The sequence below is a fragment of the Vibrio syngnathi genome (genome assembly GCF_002119525.1).
Taxonomy (GTDB): domain Bacteria; phylum Pseudomonadota; class Gammaproteobacteria; order Enterobacterales; family Vibrionaceae; genus Vibrio; species Vibrio syngnathi.
In genome coordinates this window covers 2,758,602-2,782,405 of the sequence record NZ_CP017916.1, presented here as the reverse complement: position 1 = coordinate 2,782,405, position 23,804 = coordinate 2,758,602, and the positions used below count along the sequence as shown (strand labels likewise).

Below are 23,804 nucleotides of genomic sequence, written 5' to 3'. Positions count from 1 at the left end.
TAAGAGCATCTTGTTTAAATGGAACGTTGGCAAAATATTCAAAATGTAGTGGTTGTGGGGCTCGGTATTACCGGGCTCTCTGTCGTTAAACATCTCGTAAAATATCAACCTCATACTCATGTGAAGGTGATTGATACTCGCGAGCTACCACCAGGCCGAGAATCTTTGCCTGAATCGGCAGAGCTGCATTCTGGAAGTTGGAATAGCCAATGGTTAGCGGAAGCTGATTTGGTGGTTGCTAATCCGGGTATCGCCTTAGCGACCGCTGAAATACAAGATGTTATTCAAGCGGATATTCCGGTTGTTGGCGATATTGAACTTTTTGGTTGGGCGGTAGACAAACCCGTTGTGGCAATAACAGGTTCTAATGGCAAGAGCACAGTGACCGATCTAACGGGTGTGCTTGCTAAAGCTGCTGGTCTTAACGTTGGTGTCGGTGGCAACATCGGTATTCCTGCCTTAGATCTTTTAGAGCTTAATGCCGATCTATATGTCCTTGAGCTTTCAAGCTTTCAGCTAGAGACAACGTCCAGTCTAAACCTTGCAGCGGCAGCCTTTTTGAACTTGTCAGAAGATCATATGGATCGCTATCAAGGCATGGCTGATTACCGTGAAGCTAAACTAAGAATCTTTAATAATGCTCAGTGTGCAATCGTAAACCGCGACGACAAAGAGACGTATCCAGATCAAAGCATGTCATTAGTGACATTCGGACTCGACGACCAAGAGTTTGGTGTGGCGACGATTGATGGTACTGAATGGCTGGTGGATAACAGCAAGCCAGTACTTCCTACTCAAGATTTAACATTGGTTGGACGTCACAATGTAGCAAATGCGCTAGTCTCGCTAGCACTGCTTAAACAAGTCGGTATTGATTACAGCAAAAGCCTTGAAGCTCTGAAGGCCTACAATGGTTTGACTCATCGTTGCCAAGTGGTGGCAGACAAACGCGAAATCAAATGGGTTAACGATTCAAAAGCGACCAACGTAGCCAGTACATTAGCAGCTCTGTCGGGCTTAGAATATCGGGGCACCTTGTACCTTCTGGTTGGTGGTGTAGGTAAGGGCGCTGATTTTAGTGAGCTTAAACCTGTGCTGTCTGAACTAGACCACGTTCAACTGTGTTGCTTTGGTGAAGATGCCGCGCAATTTATGCCGTTGCATCCATCGGCTAAGATGTTTAATACCATGCGCGATATCATCGAGAGTATCTCGAAGCAGTTAGCTGCCGGCGACATGGTGATGCTGTCTCCTGCATGTGCCAGTTTCGATCAATTTAATAACTTCATGGCGAGAGGTGATGCGTTCACTGAACTTGCTCATGAATACGCCTAATGTGTTGAAGGACTAACATTCAGTGCAAAGAGTGAAAGAGATTAACCAATCCATTTGGCAATGGCTAAACCGTGCCACACCAGAGGCGCTCTATGATCGTCAGTTGGTTTGGATTGCTCTTGGGCTAATGCTGACAGGTTTGGTGATGGTAACGTCGGCTTCGTTCCCAATCAGTGCTCGTTTGACCGATCAGCCGTTTCACTTCATGTTCCGCCACGCCATTTTCCTTGTGTTAGCATTGGGCGTATCCAGCGTAATATTACAAATCCCGATGAAACGTTGGTTTCAATACAGTATGTACCTATTGGGCTTATCCTTCTTTTTGCTAGTGGTGGTGTTGGCCGTCGGTAAGTCGGTTAACGGTGCTTCACGTTGGATTCCTCTCGGACTGTTTAACTTACAGCCTGCTGAAGTCGCTAAGTTATCTCTGTTTATCTTTATGGCGGGCTACTTGGTTCGTAAACAAGATGAAGTGAGAAAAACCTTCTTCGGTGGTTTTGGTAAGCCGATCATGGTGTTCGGTGCCTTTGCGGTTTTGCTGCTTGGCCAGCCTGATTTAGGTACCGTTGTCGTCATGCTGGTTACCTTGTTTGGCATGCTATTTATCGCAGGTGCTAAGCTGTCACAGTTTATTGCCCTAATGGTGGCAGGTATTGCTGCCGTTGTGGGATTGATTGTTATTGAGCCTTATCGTGTTCGACGTGTTACGTCATTCTGGGAACCTTGGAGTGACCCGTTTGGTAGTGGTTATCAGCTAACTCAATCATTGATGGCGTTCGGTCGTGGTGATTGGATGGGACAAGGGCTTGGTAATTCAATTCAAAAACTCGAGTACCTACCTGAAGCACACACCGATTTTGTTTTTGCTGTACTGGCAGAAGAGTTGGGTTTTGTTGGCGTAACCTTGGTGTTGATGCTGATCTTTAGTTTGGTTTTTAAAGCTATTTTTATTGGCAAAAAAGCTTTCGAAAACGACCAAGTGTTCAGCGGTTATCTGGCGTTTGGCATTGGTATTTGGTTTGCTTTTCAGACGCTTGTTAATGTAGGTGCCGCTTCAGGTATTGTTCCGACCAAAGGGCTAACCTTACCGCTGATCAGTTACGGTGGCTCAAGCCTTATCGTGATGTCAGTAGCGGTTTCTATGCTGCTGCGTATCGATCATGAATGCCGAGTGCAACAAAAAGAACAAGCCGACAATCAAAACGAATTAGTAGAATAAGAATCTAACGTTATGAAACAAAACAAAAAACTTTTAGTGATGGCTGGTGGTACTGGCGGTCACGTTTTCCCAGGGTTAGCGGTGGCTAAAAAGCTTCAGCAACAAGGTTGGGAAATTCGCTGGTTAGGAACCGCAGACAGAATGGAAGCAGATCTGGTGCCAAAACATGGTATTGAGATCGACTTCATTAAGGTGAAAGGCCTGCGTGGTCAAGGCGTTAGTAAATTAATTAAAGCGCCGTTCCAGATTATTAATGCCATACTTCAAGCCAGACGACATATTAAAGCATGGCGGCCTGATGTGGTGCTTGGCATGGGTGGTTACGTCAGTGGCCCGGGTGGTATCGCGGCTTGGTTATCTGGTATTCCAGTGGTTCTGCATGAACAAAATGCCGTGGCGGGTTTAACCAATCAATGGCTGTCTAAGATTGCTAAAAAGGTTTTCCAAGCTTTCCCTGGTGCGTTTCCTACCGCAGAAGTGGTGGGTAACCCAGTACGCGAAGATGTTGTTGCCTTAGCTGAACCCGAGCAACGCATGGCTGAGCGTGATGGTGACATCCGCATCTTGGTTATGGGCGGTAGTCAGGGCGCAAAAATCCTGAACGATACCTTGCCAGTAACGATGGCGCAGCTTGGTGAAGGCTTCACTGTGATGCACCAAGCGGGTAAGAACAATCAACAGCAAGTTATTGAACAATACAAATCACATTCTGTAGATAATGTTCAAGTGACTGAATTTATTGATGATGTGGCGCAAGCTTATGAGTGGGCAGATCTATTAGTGTGTCGCTCAGGTGCTTTGACCGTATCCGAAGTGTCTGCAGCAGGTGTCGGATCTATCTTCGTTCCGTTTATGCATAAAGACAGACAACAAGCGTTGAATGCCGATCACTTAGTCGAGTGTGGCGCGGCGTTAATGATTGAACAGCCTCAACTAACGGCTGATAAGCTCGCGAACACTATCGCGCAGCTTGATAGAAATGAATTAAAAATGATGGCAACAAAAGCTCGTCAAGCCGCAAAGTTTGATGCTGATGTGACTGTCGCTGAAGCGATCAAAGCTTTAGCAAAATAATGAGATTGAATTGATGACGATTGAACATACCCAAGACTTAGCGCAAATCCGTGCAATGGTGCCAGAGATGCGCCGTGTTAAATCTATCCACTTCATTGGTATTGGTGGCGCAGGAATGAGCGGGATTGCTGAAGTCTTGCTCAATGAAGGCTACCAGATCACGGGTTCTGATATTGCTCAAAATCCAGTGACAGAACGCTTAGTTAGCAAGGGGGCGACTGTTTACGTTGGCCACCAAGCAAGTAACGTTGCCGATGCAAGTGTTGTGGTGGTTTCAACTGCTATCAACGAAGAAAACCCAGAAATTATTGCTGCTCGTGAAGCGCGTACACCAATTGTTCGTCGTGCAGAAATGCTGGCTGAGCTGATGCGTTTTCGTCATGGCATTGCTGTGGCCGGTACGCACGGTAAAACCACCACTACAGCGCTAGTGACACAGATTTATTCTGAAGCAGGCCTAGATCCAACCTTCGTAAATGGTGGTCTGGTGAAAAGTGCAGGCACTAACGCACGTTTAGGTTCAAGCCGTATCCTGATCGCTGAAGCCGATGAAAGTGATGCATCATTCCTGCATCTGCAACCAATGGTTAGTATTGTGACTAACATTGAAGCGGATCATATGGATACCTACGGCGGTGATTTTGAAACGTTAAAGCAGACGTTTATTGATTTCTTACACAATCTGCCATTCTACGGTCAGGCTGTGATGTGTGTTGATGATCCTGTGGTACGTGAGCTTATTCCTCAAGTTAGCCGCCAAGTGATTACTTACGGTTTCTCCGAAGATGCTGATATACGCATTGAGAACTACGTACAAGAAGGCCAGCAAGGTAAGTTCACGGTTGTTCGTGAAGGCAAAGCTAACCTAGATATCACGTTGAACATTCCGGGCCGTCACAATGCATTGAATGCCTCAGCTGCGATTGCGGTAGCGACAGAAGATGACATAAGCGATGAAGCGATTCTAAAAGCGATGGCGGGAACGGAAGGCACTGGACGTCGTTTTGATCACCTAGGTGAATATGAAACGGGTAAAGGTGTGGCAATGTTGGTCGATGATTACGGTCATCACCCAACTGAAGTGGACGTAACTATACAAGCTGCACGAAGTGGTTGGACTGATAAGCGTCTTGTGATGATCTTCCAACCACACCGTTACAGCCGTACTCGCGATTTGTATGATGATTTTGCGAATGTTCTTGAGCAGGTTGATGTTCTTATTCTATTAGATGTATATTCTGCAGGTGAGAAACCAATTGCAGGGGCAGATGGACGTTCACTAAGTCGAACTATTCGTGGGCGTGGTAAAATAGATCCCATCTTTGTTGCAGACATCAACACGCTGCCATCGGCTCTAGCCAACGTAATTCAAGGCGGTGACCTTGTTTTAACACAGGGGGCGGGCGATGTTGGTCGAGTAGCGAAGAAGTTGGAATCGTTACAGTTAGACATTAATAAGATGCAGAACGCGTAACAGAATACTGTCTACAGACTGTGGTTAATCGCTCACTTCTTGCGATTGACCTAAAATTGACCAAAAATCTTATTATCAACGTTTGATAGTTTGATTTTGCTCAGTATAATTCATAGGTTAAAGTAAGTGCTTTTACCTCTATTACGAAGATAGGGAATAGAATTGCGAACCAACGACAGGAAATGCGGGCTTTGGTAGAAAGTACTTTTAGCGAAAACCGCCACCTATTCAGTTTACCATCGCTAAAGAAACACGCTGTAGGCGGGTCTTTTTTTGTCATGGTACTGCTATTCATTGGATTTCTTTTCTATACCACACTGACTTGGATGTGGGACGATCAGCGATTGCCTCTCTCCAAAATAGTACTTCAAGGCGACTTAACTTACGTAACCGCTGGTGATGTTCAACATGCCTTTGGCGAGCTAGAGCATATTGGAACGTTCATGTCGCAAGACATCGGTGTGTTGCAAGGCAGTTTAGAAGCGTTACCTTGGGTTTCAGTGGTGTCCATTCGTAAGCAGTGGCCAGACACAATAAAAGTATTTTTGACTGAGTATCATGCAGCAGCAATCTGGAACGGTAACATGCTGTTGAATGACAATGGTCAGGTGTTTAATGGTGATATCGGTCTTTTGAAGGGCGATAGAGTCAAGCTTTACGGCCCAGACGGCACCAGCCAAAAAGTGATAGAAAAGTGGCGACAAATAACTCCTTTGATTAATAATCTAGGGTTAACCGTTACTTCGCTCGTTCTCAATGAGCGTCGCGCTTGGCAAATAATCCTAGATAACGGTATCCGTTTAGAACTAGGTAAAGATTCTTTAGATGAGCGTGTTGAACGCTTCATTTCGCTTTACAACGAACTTGGTAGTAAAGCGAATCAAGTGAGCTACATCGACCTCAGGTATGATACGGGAGCCGCTGTAGGCTGGTTTCCAGAGCAAGAGTTAGAAGAGAGCACAGATGACTAAGACCGCAGATGACAACATAATCGTTGGTCTTGATATAGGCACTGCGACCATATCAGCTCTAGTTGGTGAAATATTGCCTGATGGTCAAATCAATATCATTGGTTCAGGGCAAAGCCCATCCAGAGGTATGGATAAAGGTGGTGTAAACGACCTAGAGTCGGTAGTGAAGTCGGTTCAGCGAGCGATTGATCAAGCAGAGTTGATGGCGGAATGCCAAATCAGCAATGTGTTTATCTCGCTATCGGGCAAACATATCGCAAGCCGAATTGAAAAAGGCATGGGCACTATTTCTGATGAAGAGGTGTCTCAAGACGATATGGATCGAGCGATCCATACCGCGAAATCAATTAAAATAGGTGATGAGCAGAGAATTCTGCACGTGATTCCACAAGAATTTACCATCGATTATCAAGAGGGGATCAAGAATCCACTTGGTTTATCTGGTGTTCGAATGGAAGTCAGTGTTCATCTAATTTCTTGCCACAGCGACATGGCGAGAAACATTATTAAAGCTGTTGAACGATGTGGTCTCACTGTAGAACAAATCGTGTTTTCAGGACTTGCCTCAAGCAATGCGGTAATTACTGACGACGAGAGAGAGCTTGGAGTCTGTGTTGTTGATATTGGTGCTGGTACGATGGACATTTCCATTTGGACTGGCGGCGCACTGCGACACACAGAAGTCTTTTCCTACGCAGGAAATGCAGTAACCAGTGATATTGCCTTCGCTTTCGGCACGCCAGTGAGCGATGCTGAAGAGATAAAAGTAAACCATGGTTGCGCTCTGAGTGAACTCGTAAGCAAGGATGATTCTGTTAACGTCCCTAGTGTAGGTGGTCGTCCATCGAGAAGTTTGCAAAGACAAACTTTGTCGGAAGTGATTGAACCACGTTACACTGAACTTATGGGGCTCGTTAACCAAACTATTGATACGGTTCAATTACAGCTACGAGATGAAGGTATTAAACACCACCTTGCAGCTGGCGTCGTTCTCACTGGTGGAGCGGCACAAATTGACGGATTGGTAGAGTGTGCGGAACGTGTTTTCCGCAATCAAGTTCGAGTTGGTAAGCCGTTAGAAGTTAGTGGCTTAACCGATTATGTTAAAGAGCCGTATCATTCTACGGCGGTTGGTTTACTTCATTACGCAAGAGATTGTCAGATCTGCGATGAAGGTGATTACAGCGAACCTAAGCGTTCAGCACCTTCTATGTCTGGTTTATTTGGTAAATTGCGTAATTGGATACAAAAAGAGTTTTAACCTGAGTTGCAGGAAAAAACGGAGATAACACATGTTTGAACCGATGATGGAAATGTCTGACGATGCAGTAATTAAAGTCGTTGGAGTTGGTGGCGGTGGCGGTAACGCTGTTGAGCACATGGTACGTGAATCAATCGAAGGCGTAGAATTCATCAGTGTTAACACTGATGCACAAGCACTTCGTAAAACAAGCGTGAGCAGCGTGATCCAAATTGGTGGTGATATCACTAAAGGTTTGGGCGCTGGTGCAAACCCACAAGTAGGCCGTGATGCAGCTCTCGAAGATCGAGAAAGAATTAAAGAAGTTCTAACTGGCGCCGATATGGTATTTATCGCAGCTGGTATGGGCGGTGGTACGGGTACAGGTGCTGCTCCAGTTATTGCTGAAGTTGCGAAAGAGCTGGGTGTGCTAACGGTTGCTGTTGTAACTAAGCCATTTAGCTTCGAAGGCAAAAAGCGTTTAGCGTTTGCTGAGCAAGGTATCGAAGAGCTTTCTAAGCATGTGGATTCTTTAATTACGATTCCAAATGAAAAGCTACTTAAGGTACTTGGCCGCGGCGTCACTCTGCTAGAAGCTTTCGCAAGTGCAAATGATGTACTTAAAAATGCTGTACAAGGTATCGCAGAGCTAATTACTCGCCCTGGTATGATTAACGTCGATTTCGCGGATGTTCGCACCGTAATGTCAGAGATGGGTCATGCAATGATGGGTAGCGGTATCGCAAAAGGTGAAGACCGTGCTGAAGAAGCTGCTGAAACGGCAATTTCTAGCCCACTACTAGAAGACATCGATCTAGCGGGTGCTCGTGGCGTTCTTGTGAACATCACTGCTGGCCTAGATATGCGCTTAGATGAGTTCGAAACAGTAGGTAATACAGTTAAGGCATTCGCATCTGATAACGCAACAGTTGTGATTGGTACTTCTCTAGACCCTGATATGACGGATGAAATCCGTGTAACTGTTGTAGCAACAGGTATCGGTACAGAGAAAAAACCAGACATTACATTAGTTGCTGGTGGTAAAGCTAAGGTTGCACCAACTCCTCAACCACAAGTCGCGGCTCAAGCTGCACCAAAAGTGGAAGATAAAGTGGCACAACCATTGCAAGAAAAAACTGAGGTAAAACCTCAAGTTAAGCCGCAGCCAACAACGTCACCTGTTTCTTCAGGTACAGGCGCTAGCCAAAGTGCAGCACCTAAAGCTGAGAAAGAGAGTGGATACTTAGATATTCCGGCATTCTTACGACGTCAGGCTGATTAACAAATACCCAAAGTTTGACTATCGTCAAATTAATGGTAAAATTCGCGGTCGGTAAATACTGACCGTGATTTGTAGCACTGATAACGAGGCAAGCAGATGATCAGACAACGTACTCTGAAAGAAATTGTGAAAACAACTGGTGTGGGTCTCCACTCTGGTCGTAAAGTCACACTTACTCTTCGCCCGGCAGCTGCAAATACAGGTATTGTTTATCGTCGTACAGATGTCAATCCACCTGTAGATTTCCCAGCTGATCCAGCATCAGTTCGTGACACTATGTTATGTACTGCTCTTGTTAATGACGAAGGCGTACGTATCTCTACAGTGGAACACCTTAACGCAGCTCTAGCGGGTATGGGTATCGACAACATTATTGTTGAAGTCGATGCACCTGAGATCCCAATTATGGATGGCAGCGCAAGCCCATTCGTATACTTGCTACAGCAAGCGGGTGTAGAAACACTGAATGCAGCGAAACGTTTTATTCGAATCAAAAAGCCAATCCGTTTTGAAGATGGCGATAAGTGGGCAGAGTTTGTTCCATTTAACGGCTTCCGTATGGACTTCGAAATCGAGTTCAACCATCCAGCAATTGAATCTGATGAACAGCACCTGTTGTTTGATTTTTCTTCACAAGGCTTTGTGAAAGAAATTTCTCGAGCTCGTACCTTCGGCTTTATGCGTGATATTGAATACCTACAATCACAAAACCTGTGTTTAGGTGGTAGCTTTGATTGCGCAATCGTACTAGACGAATACCGAATTCTTAATGAAGAAGGTCTACGTTTCGAAAATGAGTTCGTAACGCACAAGGTGCTAGATGCGATTGGTGACCTTTACATGTGTGGACACGCTATTATCGGTGAGTTCCGTGCATACAAATCAGGTCACGGTCTAAATAATCAATTGCTACGCGCAGTACTTGCTGATGCAGAAGCGTGGGAATGGGCAACGTTCGAAGAAGAAGTTGGCTCTCCTGTTGCGTTTGCTGAGCCAGGAATGGTTCTAGCGTAATTGTTGTTTACGACAATATAAGATTTTGAAAACCAGGTCATTGACCTGGTTTTTTTGTATCTATTTTCCAGATACAGTGTCGTCAGCATTTAAAAGTTGCCTAGTATTTGGCGACAGTCTGGCTAATCCATCAACAATTAGAAAGAAAAGTACCAAGCACATCAAACAAATGGGGTTATAAATGGTCGTTAGTGTGAAAATTACTTACACTAGAGGGCATTAATTTTAACGGAAGCCTTGAAAACTCTACTCTCAAGTACAATATCAAAGATACTAGATTTATCTCAGTATCCTTGGTTAGTAACTAAAGACTAGTTTATAGCTAGTAGAGACTGACGGCATTTAAAATAGATCGCGGACGATCTGAGAACGAAGAGATTCCAAGCACATGATTACTAAGCTGCTGACAAAGGTAATTGGCAGTCGCAATGACAGAACACTGCGCCGCCTTAGAAAAATTGTAAAAGAAATTAATAACTTCGAACCAACGTTTGAAGCTCTTTCAGACGATGAGCTAAAAGCAAAAACGGTTGAGTTTCGTGAGCGCTTAGATAAAGGTGAATCGTTAGATCAACTTCTACCTGAAGCATTCGCTACGGTACGTGAAGCGTCGAAGCGTGTTTACGGCATGCGTCACTTTGACGTGCAATTGATTGGTGGCATGGTTCTTAATGCTGGCCAAATTGCAGAGATGCGTACTGGTGAAGGTAAAACACTTACCGCAACCCTACCTGCTTATCTAAACGCGCTCCCAAGTAAAGGTGTTCACGTCGTAACAGTGAACGACTACCTAGCGAAGCGTGATGCGGAAACAAACCGCCCATTATTTGAATTCCTTGGCATGACGGTTGGCGTGAACGTGCCAAACATGGCTCCGCCAGAGAAAAAAGAAGCGTACCAAGCGGATATCCTATACGGAACAAACAACGAGTTTGGTTTCGATTACCTGCGTGACAACATGGCTTTCCGTGCCGAAGACCGTGTTCAACGTGAGCGCTTCTTCGCAGTTGTCGATGAAGTTGACTCAATCTTGATTGATGAAGCCCGTACTCCGTTAATTATCTCTGGCCCAGCTGAAGATAGTTCTGACCTTTATACGCGCATCAACACTCTAATTCCTTCACTAGAGCGTCAAGATAAAGAAGATTCAGAAGAGTACCGTGGTGAAGGTCACTACACCATGGACGAGAAATCAAAACAGGTTCACCTGACTGAAAACGGTCAAGAGTTTGTTGAAGAGCTAATGGTTAAAAATGGCCTGATGGAAGAGGGCGATACGCTTTACTCGCCAACGAATATCAGCCTACTTCACCACGTAAATGCAGCTCTTCGTGCACACGTATTGTTTGAGAAAGACGTCGACTACATCGTTACTGAAGAAGGCGAAGTGGTTATCGTTGATGAACATACTGGTCGTACTATGCCAGGTCGTCGTTGGTCAGAAGGTTTACACCAAGCTGTTGAAGCTAAAGAAGGTGTGAAGATTCAAAATGAAAACCAAACGCTAGCATCGATTACATTCCAGAACTTCTTCCGACTGTACGAAAAACTGTCAGGTATGACAGGTACTGCCGATACTGAAGCTTTCGAATTCCAGTCTATCTACGGCCTAGAAACGGTGGTTATCCCAACCAACAAGCCTATGGTTCGTAACGATATGCCGGATGTGGTTTATCGTACTGAAGAAGACAAGTTCAATGCGATCATCGAAGACATCAAAGACCGCGTGGCGGCTGGTCAGCCATCACTGGTTGGTACGGTTTCTATCGAGAAATCTGAACTGCTGTCTAACGCACTGAAAAAATCAAAAATTAAGCACAACGTTCTAAATGCTAAGTTTCATGAAATGGAAGCAGAGATCGTTGCACAAGCTGGTATGCCAGGTGCGGTAACTATCGCAACTAACATGGCCGGTCGTGGTACCGATATCGTGTTGGGTGGTAGCTGGCAGGCTCAAATTGAGAAGCTAGATAATCCAACCAAAGAGCAGATCGATAAGATCAAAGCTGATTGGAGAATCATCCACGATAAAGTACTTGAGTCAGGTGGTCTGCACATCATTGGTACTGAGCGTCATGAATCTCGCCGTATCGATAACCAGCTACGTGGTCGTTCTGGTCGTCAAGGTGATGCAGGTTCTTCTCGTTTCTACCTATCAATGGAAGATTCTCTGCTACGTATTTTTACGTCTGATCGTATGGCTGGTCTTATCCAAAGTGGTATGGACGAAGGCGAAGCGATTGAATCTAAGATGCTGTCTCGTTCAATTGAAAAAGCACAGCGTAAAGTGGAAGGTCGTAACTTCGACATCCGTAAGCAGCTTCTTGAGTACGATGATGTAGCCAATGACCAACGTAAGGTTGTTTACGAGCTGCGTGATGAACTGATGAGCTCAGATGACATCAGTGAGATGATCGAACACAACCGCGAAGATGTACTGGCGTCAGTTATTGATGAATACATCGCTCCTCAGTCTCTTGAAGATATGTGGGATATTGCGGGTCTGCAAGATCGTCTGAAGAATGACTTCGATCTAGACTTTGATATTCAAGGCTGGTTAGACGAAGACGACAAGCTGTATGAAGAAGCATTGCGTGAGCGCATTCTTGGTATGGCGGTTGATTCGTACAAACAGAAAGAAGAAGTGGTTGGTGCTCAAGTACTGCGTAACTTTGAAAAGTCTGTGATGCTACAAACGCTAGACGGTCTTTGGAAAGAGCACTTGGCTGCGATGGATCACCTTCGTCAAGGTATCCACTTACGTGGTTATGCTCAGAAGAACCCGAAACAAGAGTACAAGCGCGAGTCGTTTGAACTGTTTGAAGGCCTGTTAGATGCACTGAAAACAGACGTTGTTACCATTCTTTCTAAAGTTCGCGTTCAGCAACAAGAAGAAGTTGAAAAGATGGAAGCTCAACGTCAAGCTCAAGCTGAAGCAGCGGCACGTCGTGCACAAGCACAACATGCAACGGCTGAAAACCAGCTAGGTGACGATGAAGCTGATGCTGCATCTCCACAAACGGTAGTACGTGATGAGCGTAAAGTGGGTCGTAACGAACCATGCCCATGTGGAAGTGGTAAAAAGTATAAGCAGTGTCACGGCAAAATTGACTAATGCTTTGCTGTAGTGGCTGATAACTTCGTCGGCGATGCTCATTTACACTTGTAAACTCCGCGTCGCCTCCTCGTTCTCAACCAATACAGCTTTGCCTTAATATAGTTTTGATTAAAGAGTCGCTTAGGCGGCTCTTTTTGTATGTGAATTTCATGGCTTACCTTTAATGAGAGGGGAAGTCGTCATTCCCTATAGCGAGGAACGAGCGCAGTAGGGAATCTCGTTTGATAGTTAGGCTCACGCTGTTTTAGATCCCCAACTCAGTCGTTACTCCTTCTGGAGGATGACGTATTCAGGGGCAGCTTGAGCGAAGCGTTTTATTAAGGAACATCATCATATGAAAAGAATCCATATTGTCGCAGGTATTATCTTCAACCAAGATAAGTCACAGGTCTTTATCACTAAACGCCCAGACGACAAGCACAAAGGCGGTTTCTGGGAATTCCCTGGTGGTAAAGTAGATGCGGGCGAAACCATTGAGCAAGCGATGGCTCGTGAACTTGATGAAGAAATTGGCATTAAGGTGACAGATCAGTCTCTGTTTGAGCACCTTGAATTTGATTACAGTGACAAGTCGCTTAAGTTTGATTTCATTCTTGTGACTGATTTCGAGCAACAGCCTTATGGTAAAGAAGGGCAACAAGGTGAATGGGTCGATCTTGAATCATTGAGCCAATACGCATTCCCTGAAGCGAATGTGCCCATTTTAGAGCGAGTAATAAAAGAGTTTTCGTAATTGCTAGCCTGAGTTTGAGATTGTTGTTAGTTTAAAGAGATTAATCGAATGAACGTTGCTGCGACAGATGAGCAGTGACGGTAACCAAAACAATGGAGATATTCGCAGTGGTAAGAATTGCAATTGCAGGAGCAGCTGGCCGTATGGGTCGTAACTTGGTGAAAGCCGCTCACCAAAATTCAGAAGCAAGCGTTGGCGCTGGTTCAGAGCGCCCAGAGTCATCTTTGGTCGGTGTTGATGTTGGCGAGTTATGCGGTGAAGGCCGTTTTGATGTAGCTCTAGTCGATGACCTTTCGAAAGCGATTGAAGAGTTTGACGTGATCGTCGACTTTACCGCACCTGTGAGCACATTAGCGAATATTGAACTTTGTAAACGTCACGGAAAGAAGCTAATTATCGGTACGACAGGTTTCTCTGAAGAAGAGAAACAGGTGATTGATGCGGCGTCAAAAGAGATGCCTATCGTAATGGCTCCTAACTACAGCGTTGGTGTAAACCTAGTATTCAAGCTGCTAGAAAAGGCCGCTAAAGTGATGGGCGATTATTGTGATGTTGAGATCGTTGAGGCTCACCATCGCCATAAAGTCGATGCGCCGTCAGGCACTGCGATTGGTATGGGCGAAGCGATTGCTGGTGCGATGGGCAATGATCTAAACGATGTCGCTGTATGGTCACGTGAAGGAATTACGGGCGAGCGTACCAAAGATGAGATCGGCTTTGCGACGATTCGTGCCGGTGACATCATTGGCGAGCATACCGCAATGTTTGCTGATATTGGTGAGCGCGTTGAAATTACCCATAAAGCAACGGATAGAATGACCTTTGCTAATGGTGCGATAAAGGCAGCTGTTTGGCTAAATGATAAGCCAGCAGGCTTTTATACCATGACGGATGTGCTTGGTTTGAATGACCTGTAAATAGATATTTATGCGCTGGCAATTGCCGGCGCTTTCTTTATTTGGTGGCTTTTCCTTAATAATCCCTCTTCTACGATCTTCCTTCTACTTTCTTCTTATCGCCATTTTCCCTCTATTTTTATGCTATTTATGCAGGCTTTAGTGTGTTTTTTGTTTTAGATCTTTAAATTATCATGTTTTCTCTTGGTATTTATCGATTGCGTTTTGTCGCTGATATTTTTGGCACTCTATGGTTAGCTAAAATGACGGGTGAAAATTAGAAAATCGTAATATTCCTATTAATTGAGTATGAAAGTTGAACTTTTGAAGCTTTGGTAAAGGAAATTGAATTAGTTCTTACAAATGTTTAATTTCTTTTGCGTTAAATGTTGACACGTATCACGCAGATCACTAAAATACCGCCAATTTGTCTAATTTCCATAAACACGCAGTTTTTGGTGTTGCAGGAAGGTAGATTTGCAAATTAAATCAATTTTAATGCATTTTTATTTCTGGAGGTTGTCTTGAAGAAGTCAGCACTACTCGTCCTAGAAGATGGGACAGTATTTCACGGTGAAGCCATTGGCGCTGTAGGTTCTGCAGTTGGTGAAGTCGTTTTTAATACCTCGATGACGGGGTACCAAGAAATCCTCACTGATCCTTCCTATTCTCAGCAAATCGTTACCCTTACTTACCCTCACATTGGCAATACCGGAACCAATTCCGAAGATGAAGAATCTTCTTCAATCCACGCTCAAGGCCTTGTGATTCGCGATCTCCCTCTAATCGCTTCTAACTTCCGTAATGAACAATCCCTTTCTGATTACCTTAAGTCGCAAAACGTTGTTGGTATCGCTGATATCGATACTCGTAAGCTGACGCGTATTCTTCGTGAAAAAGGCGCACAGAACGGTTGTATCGTAGCGGGTTCTTCAGTAAACGATGGAAATTTAGACGAAGCTTTGGCTCTAGCTAAAGCAAAAGAATTCCCTGGCCTGAAAGGTATGGATCTTGCGAAAGAAGTTACAACAAAAGAAGCGTATCAATGGAAACAAGGTTCGTGGACGCTTACGGGTGGACTTCCTGAAGCGAAAGCAGACTCTGAATTGCCATACCACGTTGTTGCTTATGACTTCGGTGCAAAACGAAACATCCTACGAATGCTTGTTGACCGCGGCTGCCGCCTAACGGTTGTTCCTGCTGAGACTTCAGCTGAAGAAGTACTCGCTCTGAACCCAGACGGTGTTTTCCTTTCAAATGGCCCTGGTGACCCAGAACCATGTACTTACGCAATTGAAGCAACAAAAGTGTTCCTAGAAAAAGGTTTACCAATCTTTGGTATCTGTCTAGGTCACCAGATTCTTGCTCTTGCGTCAGGCGCTAAGACAGTGAAGATGAAGTTTGGCCACCACGGTGCAAACCACCCGGTTAAAGATTTAGATCGTGATGTTGTGATGATTACTTCACAAAACCACGGCTTCGCTGCTGACGAAGATACGCTTCCAGAGACATTACGAGCGACTCATAAGTCTCTATTTGATGGTTCTCTACAAGGTATCCACCGTACAGATAAACCAGCATTTAGCTTCCAAGGTCACCCAGAAGCAAGCCCAGGTCCAGAAGATGCGGCACCGCTATTCGACCACTTCATTGAATTAATTAACCAGTCTGTTGCAAACAAACAAGACAAAGCGTAATCCGGAGTAGTAGATAATGCCAAAACGTACTGACATTAAAAGTGTTCTAATTCTTGGTGCTGGTCCGATTGTTATCGGTCAAGCATGTGAGTTTGATTACTCTGGTGCTCAAGCTTGTAAAGCACTTCGCGAAGAAGGTTACCGAGTTATTCTTGTAAACTCGAACCCAGCGACAATCATGACTGACCCAGACATGGCTGATGCGACTTACATCGAACCTATCCAATGGGAAGTGGTTCGTAACATCATCGCTAAAGAGAAGCCAGATGCAGTTCTACCGACAATGGGCGGCCAAACTGCACTTAACTGTGCGTTAGATTTAGAAAAATACGGCGTACTTGAAGAGTTCGGCGTAGAGATGATTGGTGCAACGGCTGACGCTATCGATAAAGCTGAAGACCGCTCTCGTTTTGATAAAGCAATGAAATCGATTGGTCTTGAGTGTCCAACGGCTGATACAGCGAAAACGATGGAAGAAGCTTACAAAGTTCAAGAAATGGTTGGCTTCCCTTGTATCATTCGTCCATCGTTTACGATGGGTGGTACAGGCGGTGGTATCGCTTATAACAAAGAAGAATTTGAAGAAATCTGTCGTCGTGGTTTGGACTTATCTCCAACCAACGAACTTCTAATCGATGAGTCACTTATCGGTTGGAAAGAGTACGAGATGGAAGTGGTTCGCGACAAAAACGACAACTGCATCATCGTATGTGCGATTGAAAACTTCGACCCAATGGGTATTCACACGGGTGACTCAATCACCGTAGCTCCAGCACAAACGCTGACAGACAAAGAATACCAACTAATGCGTAATGCATCTCTAGCAGTACTGCGTGAGATTGGTGTTGAAACAGGTGGTTCAAACGTACAGTTTGGTATCAACCCGAAAGATGGCCGTATGGTTATCATCGAGATGAACCCACGTGTATCTCGTTCTTCTGCACTTGCTTCTAAAGCAACAGGTTTCCCAATCGCTAAGATTGCAGCGAAACTTGCTGTTGGCTTTACGCTAGACGAGCTAATGAATGACATCACTGGCGGTGCAACGCCAGCATCATTCGAACCAACAATCGACTACGTAGTAACTAAGATTCCTCGTTTTAACTTCGAGAAATTTGCAGGTGCTAACGACCGTCTAACGACGCAAATGAAGTCGGTTGGTGAAGTTATGGCTATCGGCCGTAACCAACAAGAATCTCTACAGAAAGCACTTCGCGGTCTAGAAGTTGGCGCAACTGGTTTTGACGAAATGGTTGACCTAGATGCACCTGACGCTCTAACGACGATTCGCCATGAGCTTAAAGAAGCTGGTTCTGACCGTATTTGGTACATCGCAGACGCTTTCCGTGCTGGTATGTCAGTTGATGGTGTATTCAACCTAACGCAAATTGACCGCTGGTTCCTAGTTCAAATCGAAGACATCGTAAAACTAGAGCAAGAACTTAAAGCGAAAGGCTTTGCTGGTCTGAATAAAGACGAGCTAATGAAGCTTAAGCGTAAAGGTTTTGCTGATGCTCGCCTGTCTAAGATTCTAGGTGTGGCTGAAAGTGAAATTCGTCGTCTACGTGACCAATACGATATTCACCCAGTCTACAAGCGTGTAGATACGTGTGCGGCTGAGTTCTCTTCTGATACGGCTTACATGTACTCATCTTACGATGATGAATGTGAATCGAACCCAACAGACAAAGATAAAATCATGATCTTAGGCGGCGGTCCAAACCGTATCGGCCAAGGTATTGAATTTGACTACTGTTGTGTACATGCATCTCTAGCACTACGTGAAGATGGCTACGAAACAATCATGGTTAACTGTAACCCTGAGACAGTTTCGACGGACTACGATACGTCTGACCGTCTGTACTTTGAACCAGTAACTCTGGAAGACGTACTAGCAATCGTTCGTGTTGAGAAGCCAAAAGGCGTTATCGTTCAGTACGGTGGTCAAACACCACTGAAACTGGCTCGTGAGCTTGAAGCTGCTGGCGTACCAATCATTGGTACTAGCCCAGACGCAATCGACCGTGCAGAAGACCGTGAGCGTTTCCAAGTTGCTGTTGACCGTCTTGGTCTTCTACAGCCAGAAAACGCGACAGTAACAACAATGGAGCAAGCGGTAGAGAAATCTCGCGAAATCGGCTTCCCACTGGTTGTTCGTCCTTCTTATGTTCTTGGTGGTCGTGCGATGGAAATCGTATACGACGAGCAAGACTTACGTCGCTACTTCAACGAAGCAGTAAGTGTTTCAAACGAATCTCCAGTACTACTTGATAGCTTCCTAGATGATGCAATTGAAGTAGACGTTGATGCGATTTGTGACGGTGAGCGTGTTGTTATTGCGGGTATCATGGAGCATATCGAACAAGCGGGTGTTCACTCTGGTGACTCAGCATGTTCTCTTCCGGCTTACACGCTAAGCCAAGAAATCCAAGACGTAATGCGTGAGCAAGTTGAAAAGCTAGCGTTCGAGTTGGGTGTTCGTGGTCTAATGAATACGCAGTTTGCTGTTAAGAACAACGAAGTGTACCTAATCGAGGTTAACCCTCGTGCAGCACGTACAGTACCGTTCGTATCGAAAGCAACAGGCGCAGCAGTCGCTAAGATTGCAGCTCGTGTTATGGCAGGTCAATCGCTAGAGTCTCAAGGCTTTACGAAAGAAATCATCCCACCATACTACTCAGTGAAAGAAGTTGTTCTTCCGTTCAACAAATTCCCTGGTGTTGACCCACTATTAGGCCCAGAAATGCGCTCTACTGGTGAAGTTATGGGTGTTGGTGCAACGTTTGCTGAAGCATACTCTAAAGCTGAATTGGGTTGTGGCAACATCTACCCAGAAGGCGGCCGTGCACTTCTTTCTGTTCGTGAAGGCGACAAAGAGCGCGTTGTTGACCTAGCATCTAAGCTATCTAAGCTTGGTTACCAGCTAGACGCTACACATGGTACTGCGGTTATCCTTGGCGAAGCGGGTATCAATCCACGCCTAGTAAACAAGGTACACGAAGGTCGTCCTCACATTCTTGACCGTATCAAGAACAACGAGTACACGTATATCGTGAACACTGCGGCTGGCCGTCAAGCGATTGAAGATTCTAAAGTTCTTCGTCGTGGTGCATTGGCTGAGAAAGTGAACTACACGACTACGCTAAACGCTGCATTCGCGACTTGTATGGCGCACACTGCAGACGCGAAAACGTCAGTAACTTCAGTTCAAGAGCTACACGCACAAGTTAAAGCTTCTCAAGCTTAATTGAGTCACGTGTATCGCTGTTAAGCGGATATAAATGCTCAAAGCCCACTCTTCGGAGTGGGCTTTTTTATGTCTGTCATCTGGTGAAAATCTGGTAATGGCTAAATGATGAAAATTTGGAATAGGTTACAATCTTGTGTTTCGTTGTTGATTGTTTGCTCACGGTGGTAAGTTGTCGCTACACGAGAATTTAAGGCGTTGGGTATATGGAAATCACTCTAGAAATATTGGCTATCTTGTTTGTTGTTGCGACGGCGGCAGGCTTTATTGATGCAATGGCTGGCGGCGGTGGGTTGTTGACTCTACCTGCATTGCTAGCGGCCGGCGTACCACCAACGCAGGCACTGGCCACCAACAAACTTCAAAGTTCTTTTGGTAGCTTCTCCGCCAGTTGGTATTTCGTACGCAACGGTATCGTGAACATAAAAGAGATGCGTCTTGCCATTCTCTGTACCTTTATTGGTTCTGCGATTGGCGCTGAGTTAGTGCAGTATATTGATGCGAGCTTGCTGACCAGCATGATCCCATTACTGCTTATTGCCATCTCTCTCTACTTCCTATTAGCACCACAAACCAGAGCGTCTGAGGGTAAACAAAAGATCTCTGAGGCGATGTTTGCTTTGTGCATTGGTGGCGGTGTTGGCTTCTACGACGGATTTTTTGGACCAGGAACGGGCTCTATTTTCACCGTCTGTTTTGTTGCTATCGGCCATTTCTCTTTAGTGGATGCCACAGCACGTACTAAGGTTCTTAACTTCACCTCGAATATAGCCGCATTGATCTTCTTTATTATTGCTGGCTTACCCATTTGGGAGTTGGGCTTAGTGATGGCGGTTGGTGGCTTTATGGGCGCTCAACTTGGCGCTAAAGTCGTGGTGACAAAAGGGCAGAAATGGATTCGCCCCCTTGTTATCGTGATGTCGATGTTAATGGCCTCTAAACTGCTTTGGGAACAGCATCAACAATGGATTCTATCAGTATTTTAACCCGTGGAGACTGATAGCTGTTCGCTCTCACACAGATATGAATCGGTCGAATTAACCCCTCTAACTCCGGAAAGCTAAATAGGTATTGAGGCTCAATATTGAGTGTCTTTACGATAGAGAGCGGGATCAAAGCCGGCCCTGTCCCACCCAATGCTAGCTGGGCTGCTGCAGTGTAAGCATCCATCTCCATCAAGGGCTTAATGCCGAATTTTTCAAGCACAGATAACTGATACGAGTTTGCAGGATTGGTCATATCGTTAGTGATGACCATTGGAGGAAGCTCCGTTAACGGCGACTTACTCACAATATAGAACGGCTCATCAAACAGATGGAATGTCATTAACCCATGATGCGGTGGCAGTAAGCCAGCGCACAGCCCTAAGGTCGCCTTACCAGACTGCACTCGCTCGATAATTCTTGGTGTATGGTTAGTGGTGATGGTGATGTATTTATCTTGCTGGATAAATTTCCCCATCATTTCACCTAGATAACCTGCGATCAGCGACTTAGAGCTATCTAAAGTAATGAGAGTGGTATCTTCCAACTCTTGCTGTTCATAAATAAGACCACGAAGCTCATTGAATGCAGGACCGATACTCTCGATTAATGCAATCGCATCTGGCGTCAGTTTGATCTGTCGACCACTCGGTTCTATGAGTTTCTTACCTAACTTCTTCTCTAAATTCGCAATCCGTTTGCTGACGGCTGATTGGCTGATATAAAGCAAACTGCCAGTACGGCTCATGGTCTTTGCTTTACTCAGCACCAATAGAGTTTCGATTCCTTCGAGTAACATTGAGTGATATTCATGAAAGTTGGGAATGATTGTTTCAACTTACCTCAAACAACATTCATTCTCTAGATTTGAAACTAAAGGTTTGAACTCAGTTAGGTATTTTTAATTGTGAGCGCAAAGTGCCACGAGAGCATTAGAATGGATTGCAGAGCGAGCTGGATTAAAAAGACTCCTTTGCGGAGCCTCTTAGTCATCGTTCTATCTATTTGATAGCGAAAGTCGGCAATGATAAGTGCCAGCGAATGGCCCCAAGCCTAATCAGCAATGTTGTGAACACGCCAGCTAAAAAGGCGGTTTCTGAGTCGTGCCCCATGCTGAGCGCCATGGTATGGAAAGTTCCACCAATGATACAAGCGGTCGCGTAGACTTCACTTCTTAAGATCATCGGCACTTCACGGGCAAGCACGTCACGGATAATACCGCCACCACAGCCTGTGATCACACCCATGATAATGGCCACTAATGCCGAGTCTTGATAAATCAGTGCTTTTTCAACACCAATACCAACAAATACCGCTAAGCCGATCGCATCACATACCGGCAATATCCACCAAACCAGACGTTTCGGACGTCTTACAATAATCATGGTCAGCAAACAGGTAGTGATAATGACCCAAAGGTAGGTGGTATCGGTGATCCAAAACACGGGAGTTGCTCCTAGTGCCATGTCACGAATAGTACCGCCGCCAATCGCGGTTACACTGCCTAAAACGGCTACGCCAAAGGGATCCATCTTAAGACGGCCAGCGACAAATACGCCTGAGACGGCAAAGATGGCGGTGCCAAATAAATCGATAATATAAAGCAGCATGGAGTCCATGATACTGGTGCTCTTATAGTTAAAATTGTAGGGACAGGTCGGTGGCGAATTGTACGAAAAAACGCTGCAAATAGTTAGTGATTTTGCCTAGCTCTATCGAAGAAATCGCATACTTGTTGAATCGCTTTCAAAGTTCTTGTTGTCGGGCGATTAATCCAGTCAGAGTTAAGTGACCAAATCTGATGTTGAGCGACTGCCGGGATCTCGTCTTCCCAAGTTTGCCACATGGTTCCATTCTCAATTGCGTGCTGAGAAGTGAAGATCACTTGCGGCTTCCTTAACACAACTTGTTCAATGCCAACTTGCGGGTAAGGGGAAGCACTGTCTTCGAAAATATTTTGGCCACCACAAAACTCAAACACCTCACTTGGCCAGTGCCCTTGAGCAACAGTGATGATCGGCTTCTCACTGAGTTGGTAGAAGTAGTTTACTGGCTCGGCATCTTTGTATTTTAGTCTCAACGCGTTGAGCTGCTCTCTGTATTGTTGAGCGTTATTTTCGCCAATACTTGGATCGCTTGCGAATTGGCTAAGTTGCTCGATATTGGTCGCGATGTTATCTAGGCTCTTGGTTTTTGAGTAATAAATATTAAAACCAAATTGCTCCAGTTTCGCGAGTTCTCTGGGCGGGTTTCCAGCTGGCCATGCGAGAATGAGATCAGGTTGCAGGGCGATGATCTTCTCAACCTTGATGCCTTGGTAATTCGCCACTTTCTCTAGCTTGTCAGCTTGTAGTGGATAATCACTTCGCTCACTCACCGCAACAAGCTTATCACCTAAACCAGCGCTGTATGCGAGTTCAGTGGCATGAGGAGCAAGGCTAACCACACGTTGAGCAGGTTGAACTTTTTCTGAAATCAGTAGTGCTTCTTCTGCAAATGATAAAGGCAGCCATAAGCTGGAAGACAAAATAGTAAGGCTTGTAACAAGTGCTGATGGTTTCACTCTAAATCCCTTGGTGAACAAATAGTAAGATTAGGCTTTGTAAAAATATCCAGATAGCGATGCGACCAAACAGCAGTTTTTGAACTTGAGACAAGTGCAGGGCTGAAGGGGCGATTCTGCCGCCTAATTTTGCTCGAATAGCTTTGGTGTTGTCGTAAATCGCAGGGCCGCCCAGTGACAGCTCAAGCTTGTTGCCGACAGCAGTAATCAACCATGCTGGGCCGGGCAATGGCCAAGCGCGACTCTGAACGAGCATCATCTTGAATGTGTGAGACGCTTTATCACCACATACAATCATTAAGGCAAACAATCGTATCGGTATAAATTCTAGGATAGCGACGATCTTGATTGCCGTTGATCCAAATGGAGAGAACTGCTTACGGCTTGGTGACCACGCCCGCGCTAATTCGACAATCAGGCGATACATTAAAGCGGCGATTCCACCACCAATGGCGTACCAGAATAAAACACAAACCACATTACGAGCGTAACCCATGATGATAGTTTCAGCAGCGGCTTTGCCAAGCCCAAGTGATGACAGTGATTCAGTTTGACGATTAACAATCGGCGCCAATAACTGGCGAGCCGTGGCTTTATCTTCTCGGCCAAGAGCTTTGATCAGTTGATTTGCCAACTTTTCATTGTTACGCCAATCAATGGCGAGTAACAACAGCGCTAATTCAAACAGTTGTGATTGCCAAACCAGTGGCTGCAGTGCCAATAGAATAACCAGAGTAGGCAAGACCATTAACCCCCAAGCTAAAGTGCCTGAGATTAAGCTTTGGGAATAATTTTGATTGTTATTAACCTTGGTTGCTAAAAGTTCAGCAAACTTATGCCATAAGGTCGTGGGGTGTGCGGCATGGGGGATAGGTAAAATTAAATGAAAAAGCAGTGCTCCCCACATTACAAGGAGCACGCCATTTGCAAATACCTGATCAAACAGTGTTTGCATGTC

18 protein-coding genes are annotated in these 23,804 nt (G+C 45.2%); 14 read left to right on the top strand and 4 right to left on the bottom strand.

Annotated elements, in window-relative coordinates; translation table 11 throughout:
- Positions 1–18: 18 nt before the first annotated feature.
- The 14 genes from murD to K08M4_RS12510 all read left to right on the top strand — a co-directional run bounded on the left by murD (position 19) and on the right by K08M4_RS12510 (position 20,286).
- Positions 19–1,335: a UDP-N-acetylmuramoyl-L-alanine--D-glutamate ligase gene (gene murD / locus K08M4_RS12580; protein WP_086050079.1), complete on the top strand. Its 1,317-nt coding sequence runs from the start codon at positions 19–21 to the stop codon at positions 1,333–1,335.
- A gap of 22 nt (positions 1,336–1,357) precedes the next feature.
- The gene (gene ftsW / locus K08M4_RS12575; RefSeq protein WP_009848956.1) at positions 1,358–2,554 is read left to right on the top strand and encodes a cell division protein FtsW; all 1,197 of its coding nucleotides are present in this window, start codon (positions 1,358–1,360) and stop codon (positions 2,552–2,554) included.
- Between the two features lie 12 nt (positions 2,555–2,566).
- Positions 2,567–3,628: an undecaprenyldiphospho-muramoylpentapeptide beta-N-acetylglucosaminyltransferase gene (murG, locus tag K08M4_RS12570; RefSeq protein ID WP_086050078.1), complete on the top strand. Its 1,062-nt coding sequence runs from the start codon at positions 2,567–2,569 to the stop codon at positions 3,626–3,628.
- Between the two features lie 13 nt (positions 3,629–3,641).
- Entirely contained in the window at positions 3,642–5,102 is a 1,461-nt protein-coding gene (gene murC, locus K08M4_RS12565) for a UDP-N-acetylmuramate--L-alanine ligase (RefSeq protein ID WP_086050077.1), read from the top strand.
- Positions 5,103–5,293: 191 nt separating this feature from the next.
- A complete protein-coding gene (locus tag K08M4_RS12555; RefSeq protein WP_086050075.1) occupies positions 5,294–6,073 on the top strand; it encodes a cell division protein FtsQ/DivIB in 780 nt (259 codons plus the stop codon).
- Complete coding sequence (ftsA, locus tag K08M4_RS12550; protein ID WP_086050074.1) at positions 6,066–7,334, top strand: cell division protein FtsA; 1,269 nt, start codon at positions 6,066–6,068, stop codon at positions 7,332–7,334. Before K08M4_RS12555 ends, ftsA begins: the two co-directional genes overlap by 8 nt.
- A gap of 31 nt (positions 7,335–7,365) precedes the next feature.
- Positions 7,366–8,595, top strand: coding sequence for a cell division protein FtsZ (gene ftsZ / locus K08M4_RS12545; protein ID WP_086050073.1), 1,230 nt, complete (start codon positions 7,366–7,368; stop codon positions 8,593–8,595).
- A 96-nt stretch (positions 8,596–8,691) separates the two neighbouring features.
- Positions 8,692–9,609 (top strand): UDP-3-O-acyl-N-acetylglucosamine deacetylase, encoded by a 918-nt coding sequence (gene lpxC / locus K08M4_RS12540; protein WP_009848388.1) that lies wholly within the window; start codon positions 8,692–8,694, stop codon positions 9,607–9,609.
- A 388-nt stretch (positions 9,610–9,997) separates the two neighbouring features.
- Positions 9,998–12,724: a preprotein translocase subunit SecA gene (gene secA, locus K08M4_RS12535; RefSeq protein ID WP_086050072.1), complete on the top strand. Its 2,727-nt coding sequence runs from the start codon at positions 9,998–10,000 to the stop codon at positions 12,722–12,724.
- A 337-nt stretch (positions 12,725–13,061) separates the two neighbouring features.
- The gene (gene mutT, locus K08M4_RS12530; protein ID WP_086050071.1) at positions 13,062–13,460 is read left to right on the top strand and encodes an 8-oxo-dGTP diphosphatase MutT; all 399 of its coding nucleotides are present in this window, start codon (positions 13,062–13,064) and stop codon (positions 13,458–13,460) included.
- 92 nt (positions 13,461–13,552) lie between these two features.
- Positions 13,553–14,377, top strand: a complete 825-nt coding sequence (gene dapB / locus K08M4_RS12525) for a 4-hydroxy-tetrahydrodipicolinate reductase (RefSeq protein ID WP_004734972.1) — start codon at positions 13,553–13,555, stop codon at positions 14,375–14,377.
- Positions 14,378–14,880: 503 nt separating this feature from the next.
- Positions 14,881–16,053, top strand: a complete 1,173-nt coding sequence (gene carA / locus K08M4_RS12520; protein WP_017077691.1) for a glutamine-hydrolyzing carbamoyl-phosphate synthase small subunit — start codon at positions 14,881–14,883, stop codon at positions 16,051–16,053.
- A 16-nt stretch (positions 16,054–16,069) separates the two neighbouring features.
- Positions 16,070–19,300, top strand: a complete 3,231-nt coding sequence (gene carB / locus K08M4_RS12515; protein WP_086050070.1) for a carbamoyl-phosphate synthase large subunit — start codon at positions 16,070–16,072, stop codon at positions 19,298–19,300.
- Positions 19,301–19,506: 206 nt separating this feature from the next.
- Positions 19,507–20,286: a TSUP family transporter gene (locus K08M4_RS12510; protein ID WP_086050069.1), complete on the top strand. Its 780-nt coding sequence runs from the start codon at positions 19,507–19,509 to the stop codon at positions 20,284–20,286.
- Here the strand turns inward: K08M4_RS12510 and K08M4_RS12505 are convergent.
- The 4 genes from K08M4_RS12505 to K08M4_RS12490 form a co-directional block, all read right to left on the bottom strand.
- A complete protein-coding gene (locus K08M4_RS12505; RefSeq protein WP_086050068.1) occupies positions 20,237–21,082 on the bottom strand; it encodes a LysR family transcriptional regulator in 846 nt (281 codons plus the stop codon). The two genes, K08M4_RS12510 and K08M4_RS12505, sit on opposite strands and share 50 nt — an antisense overlap.
- Before the next feature lie 202 nt (positions 21,083–21,284).
- A complete protein-coding gene (locus tag K08M4_RS12500; RefSeq protein WP_086050067.1) occupies positions 21,285–21,902 on the bottom strand; it encodes a TRIC cation channel family protein in 618 nt (205 codons plus the stop codon).
- A gap of 74 nt (positions 21,903–21,976) precedes the next feature.
- Positions 21,977–22,846 (bottom strand): vitamin B12 ABC transporter substrate-binding protein BtuF, encoded by an 870-nt coding sequence (btuF, locus tag K08M4_RS12495; protein ID WP_086050066.1) that lies wholly within the window; start codon positions 22,844–22,846, stop codon positions 21,977–21,979.
- A gap of 1 nt (position 22,847) precedes the next feature.
- Positions 22,848–23,801, bottom strand: coding sequence for a cobalamin biosynthesis family protein (locus tag K08M4_RS12490; protein WP_086050065.1), 954 nt, complete (start codon positions 23,799–23,801; stop codon positions 22,848–22,850).
- Positions 23,802–23,804: the final 3 nt, after the last annotated feature.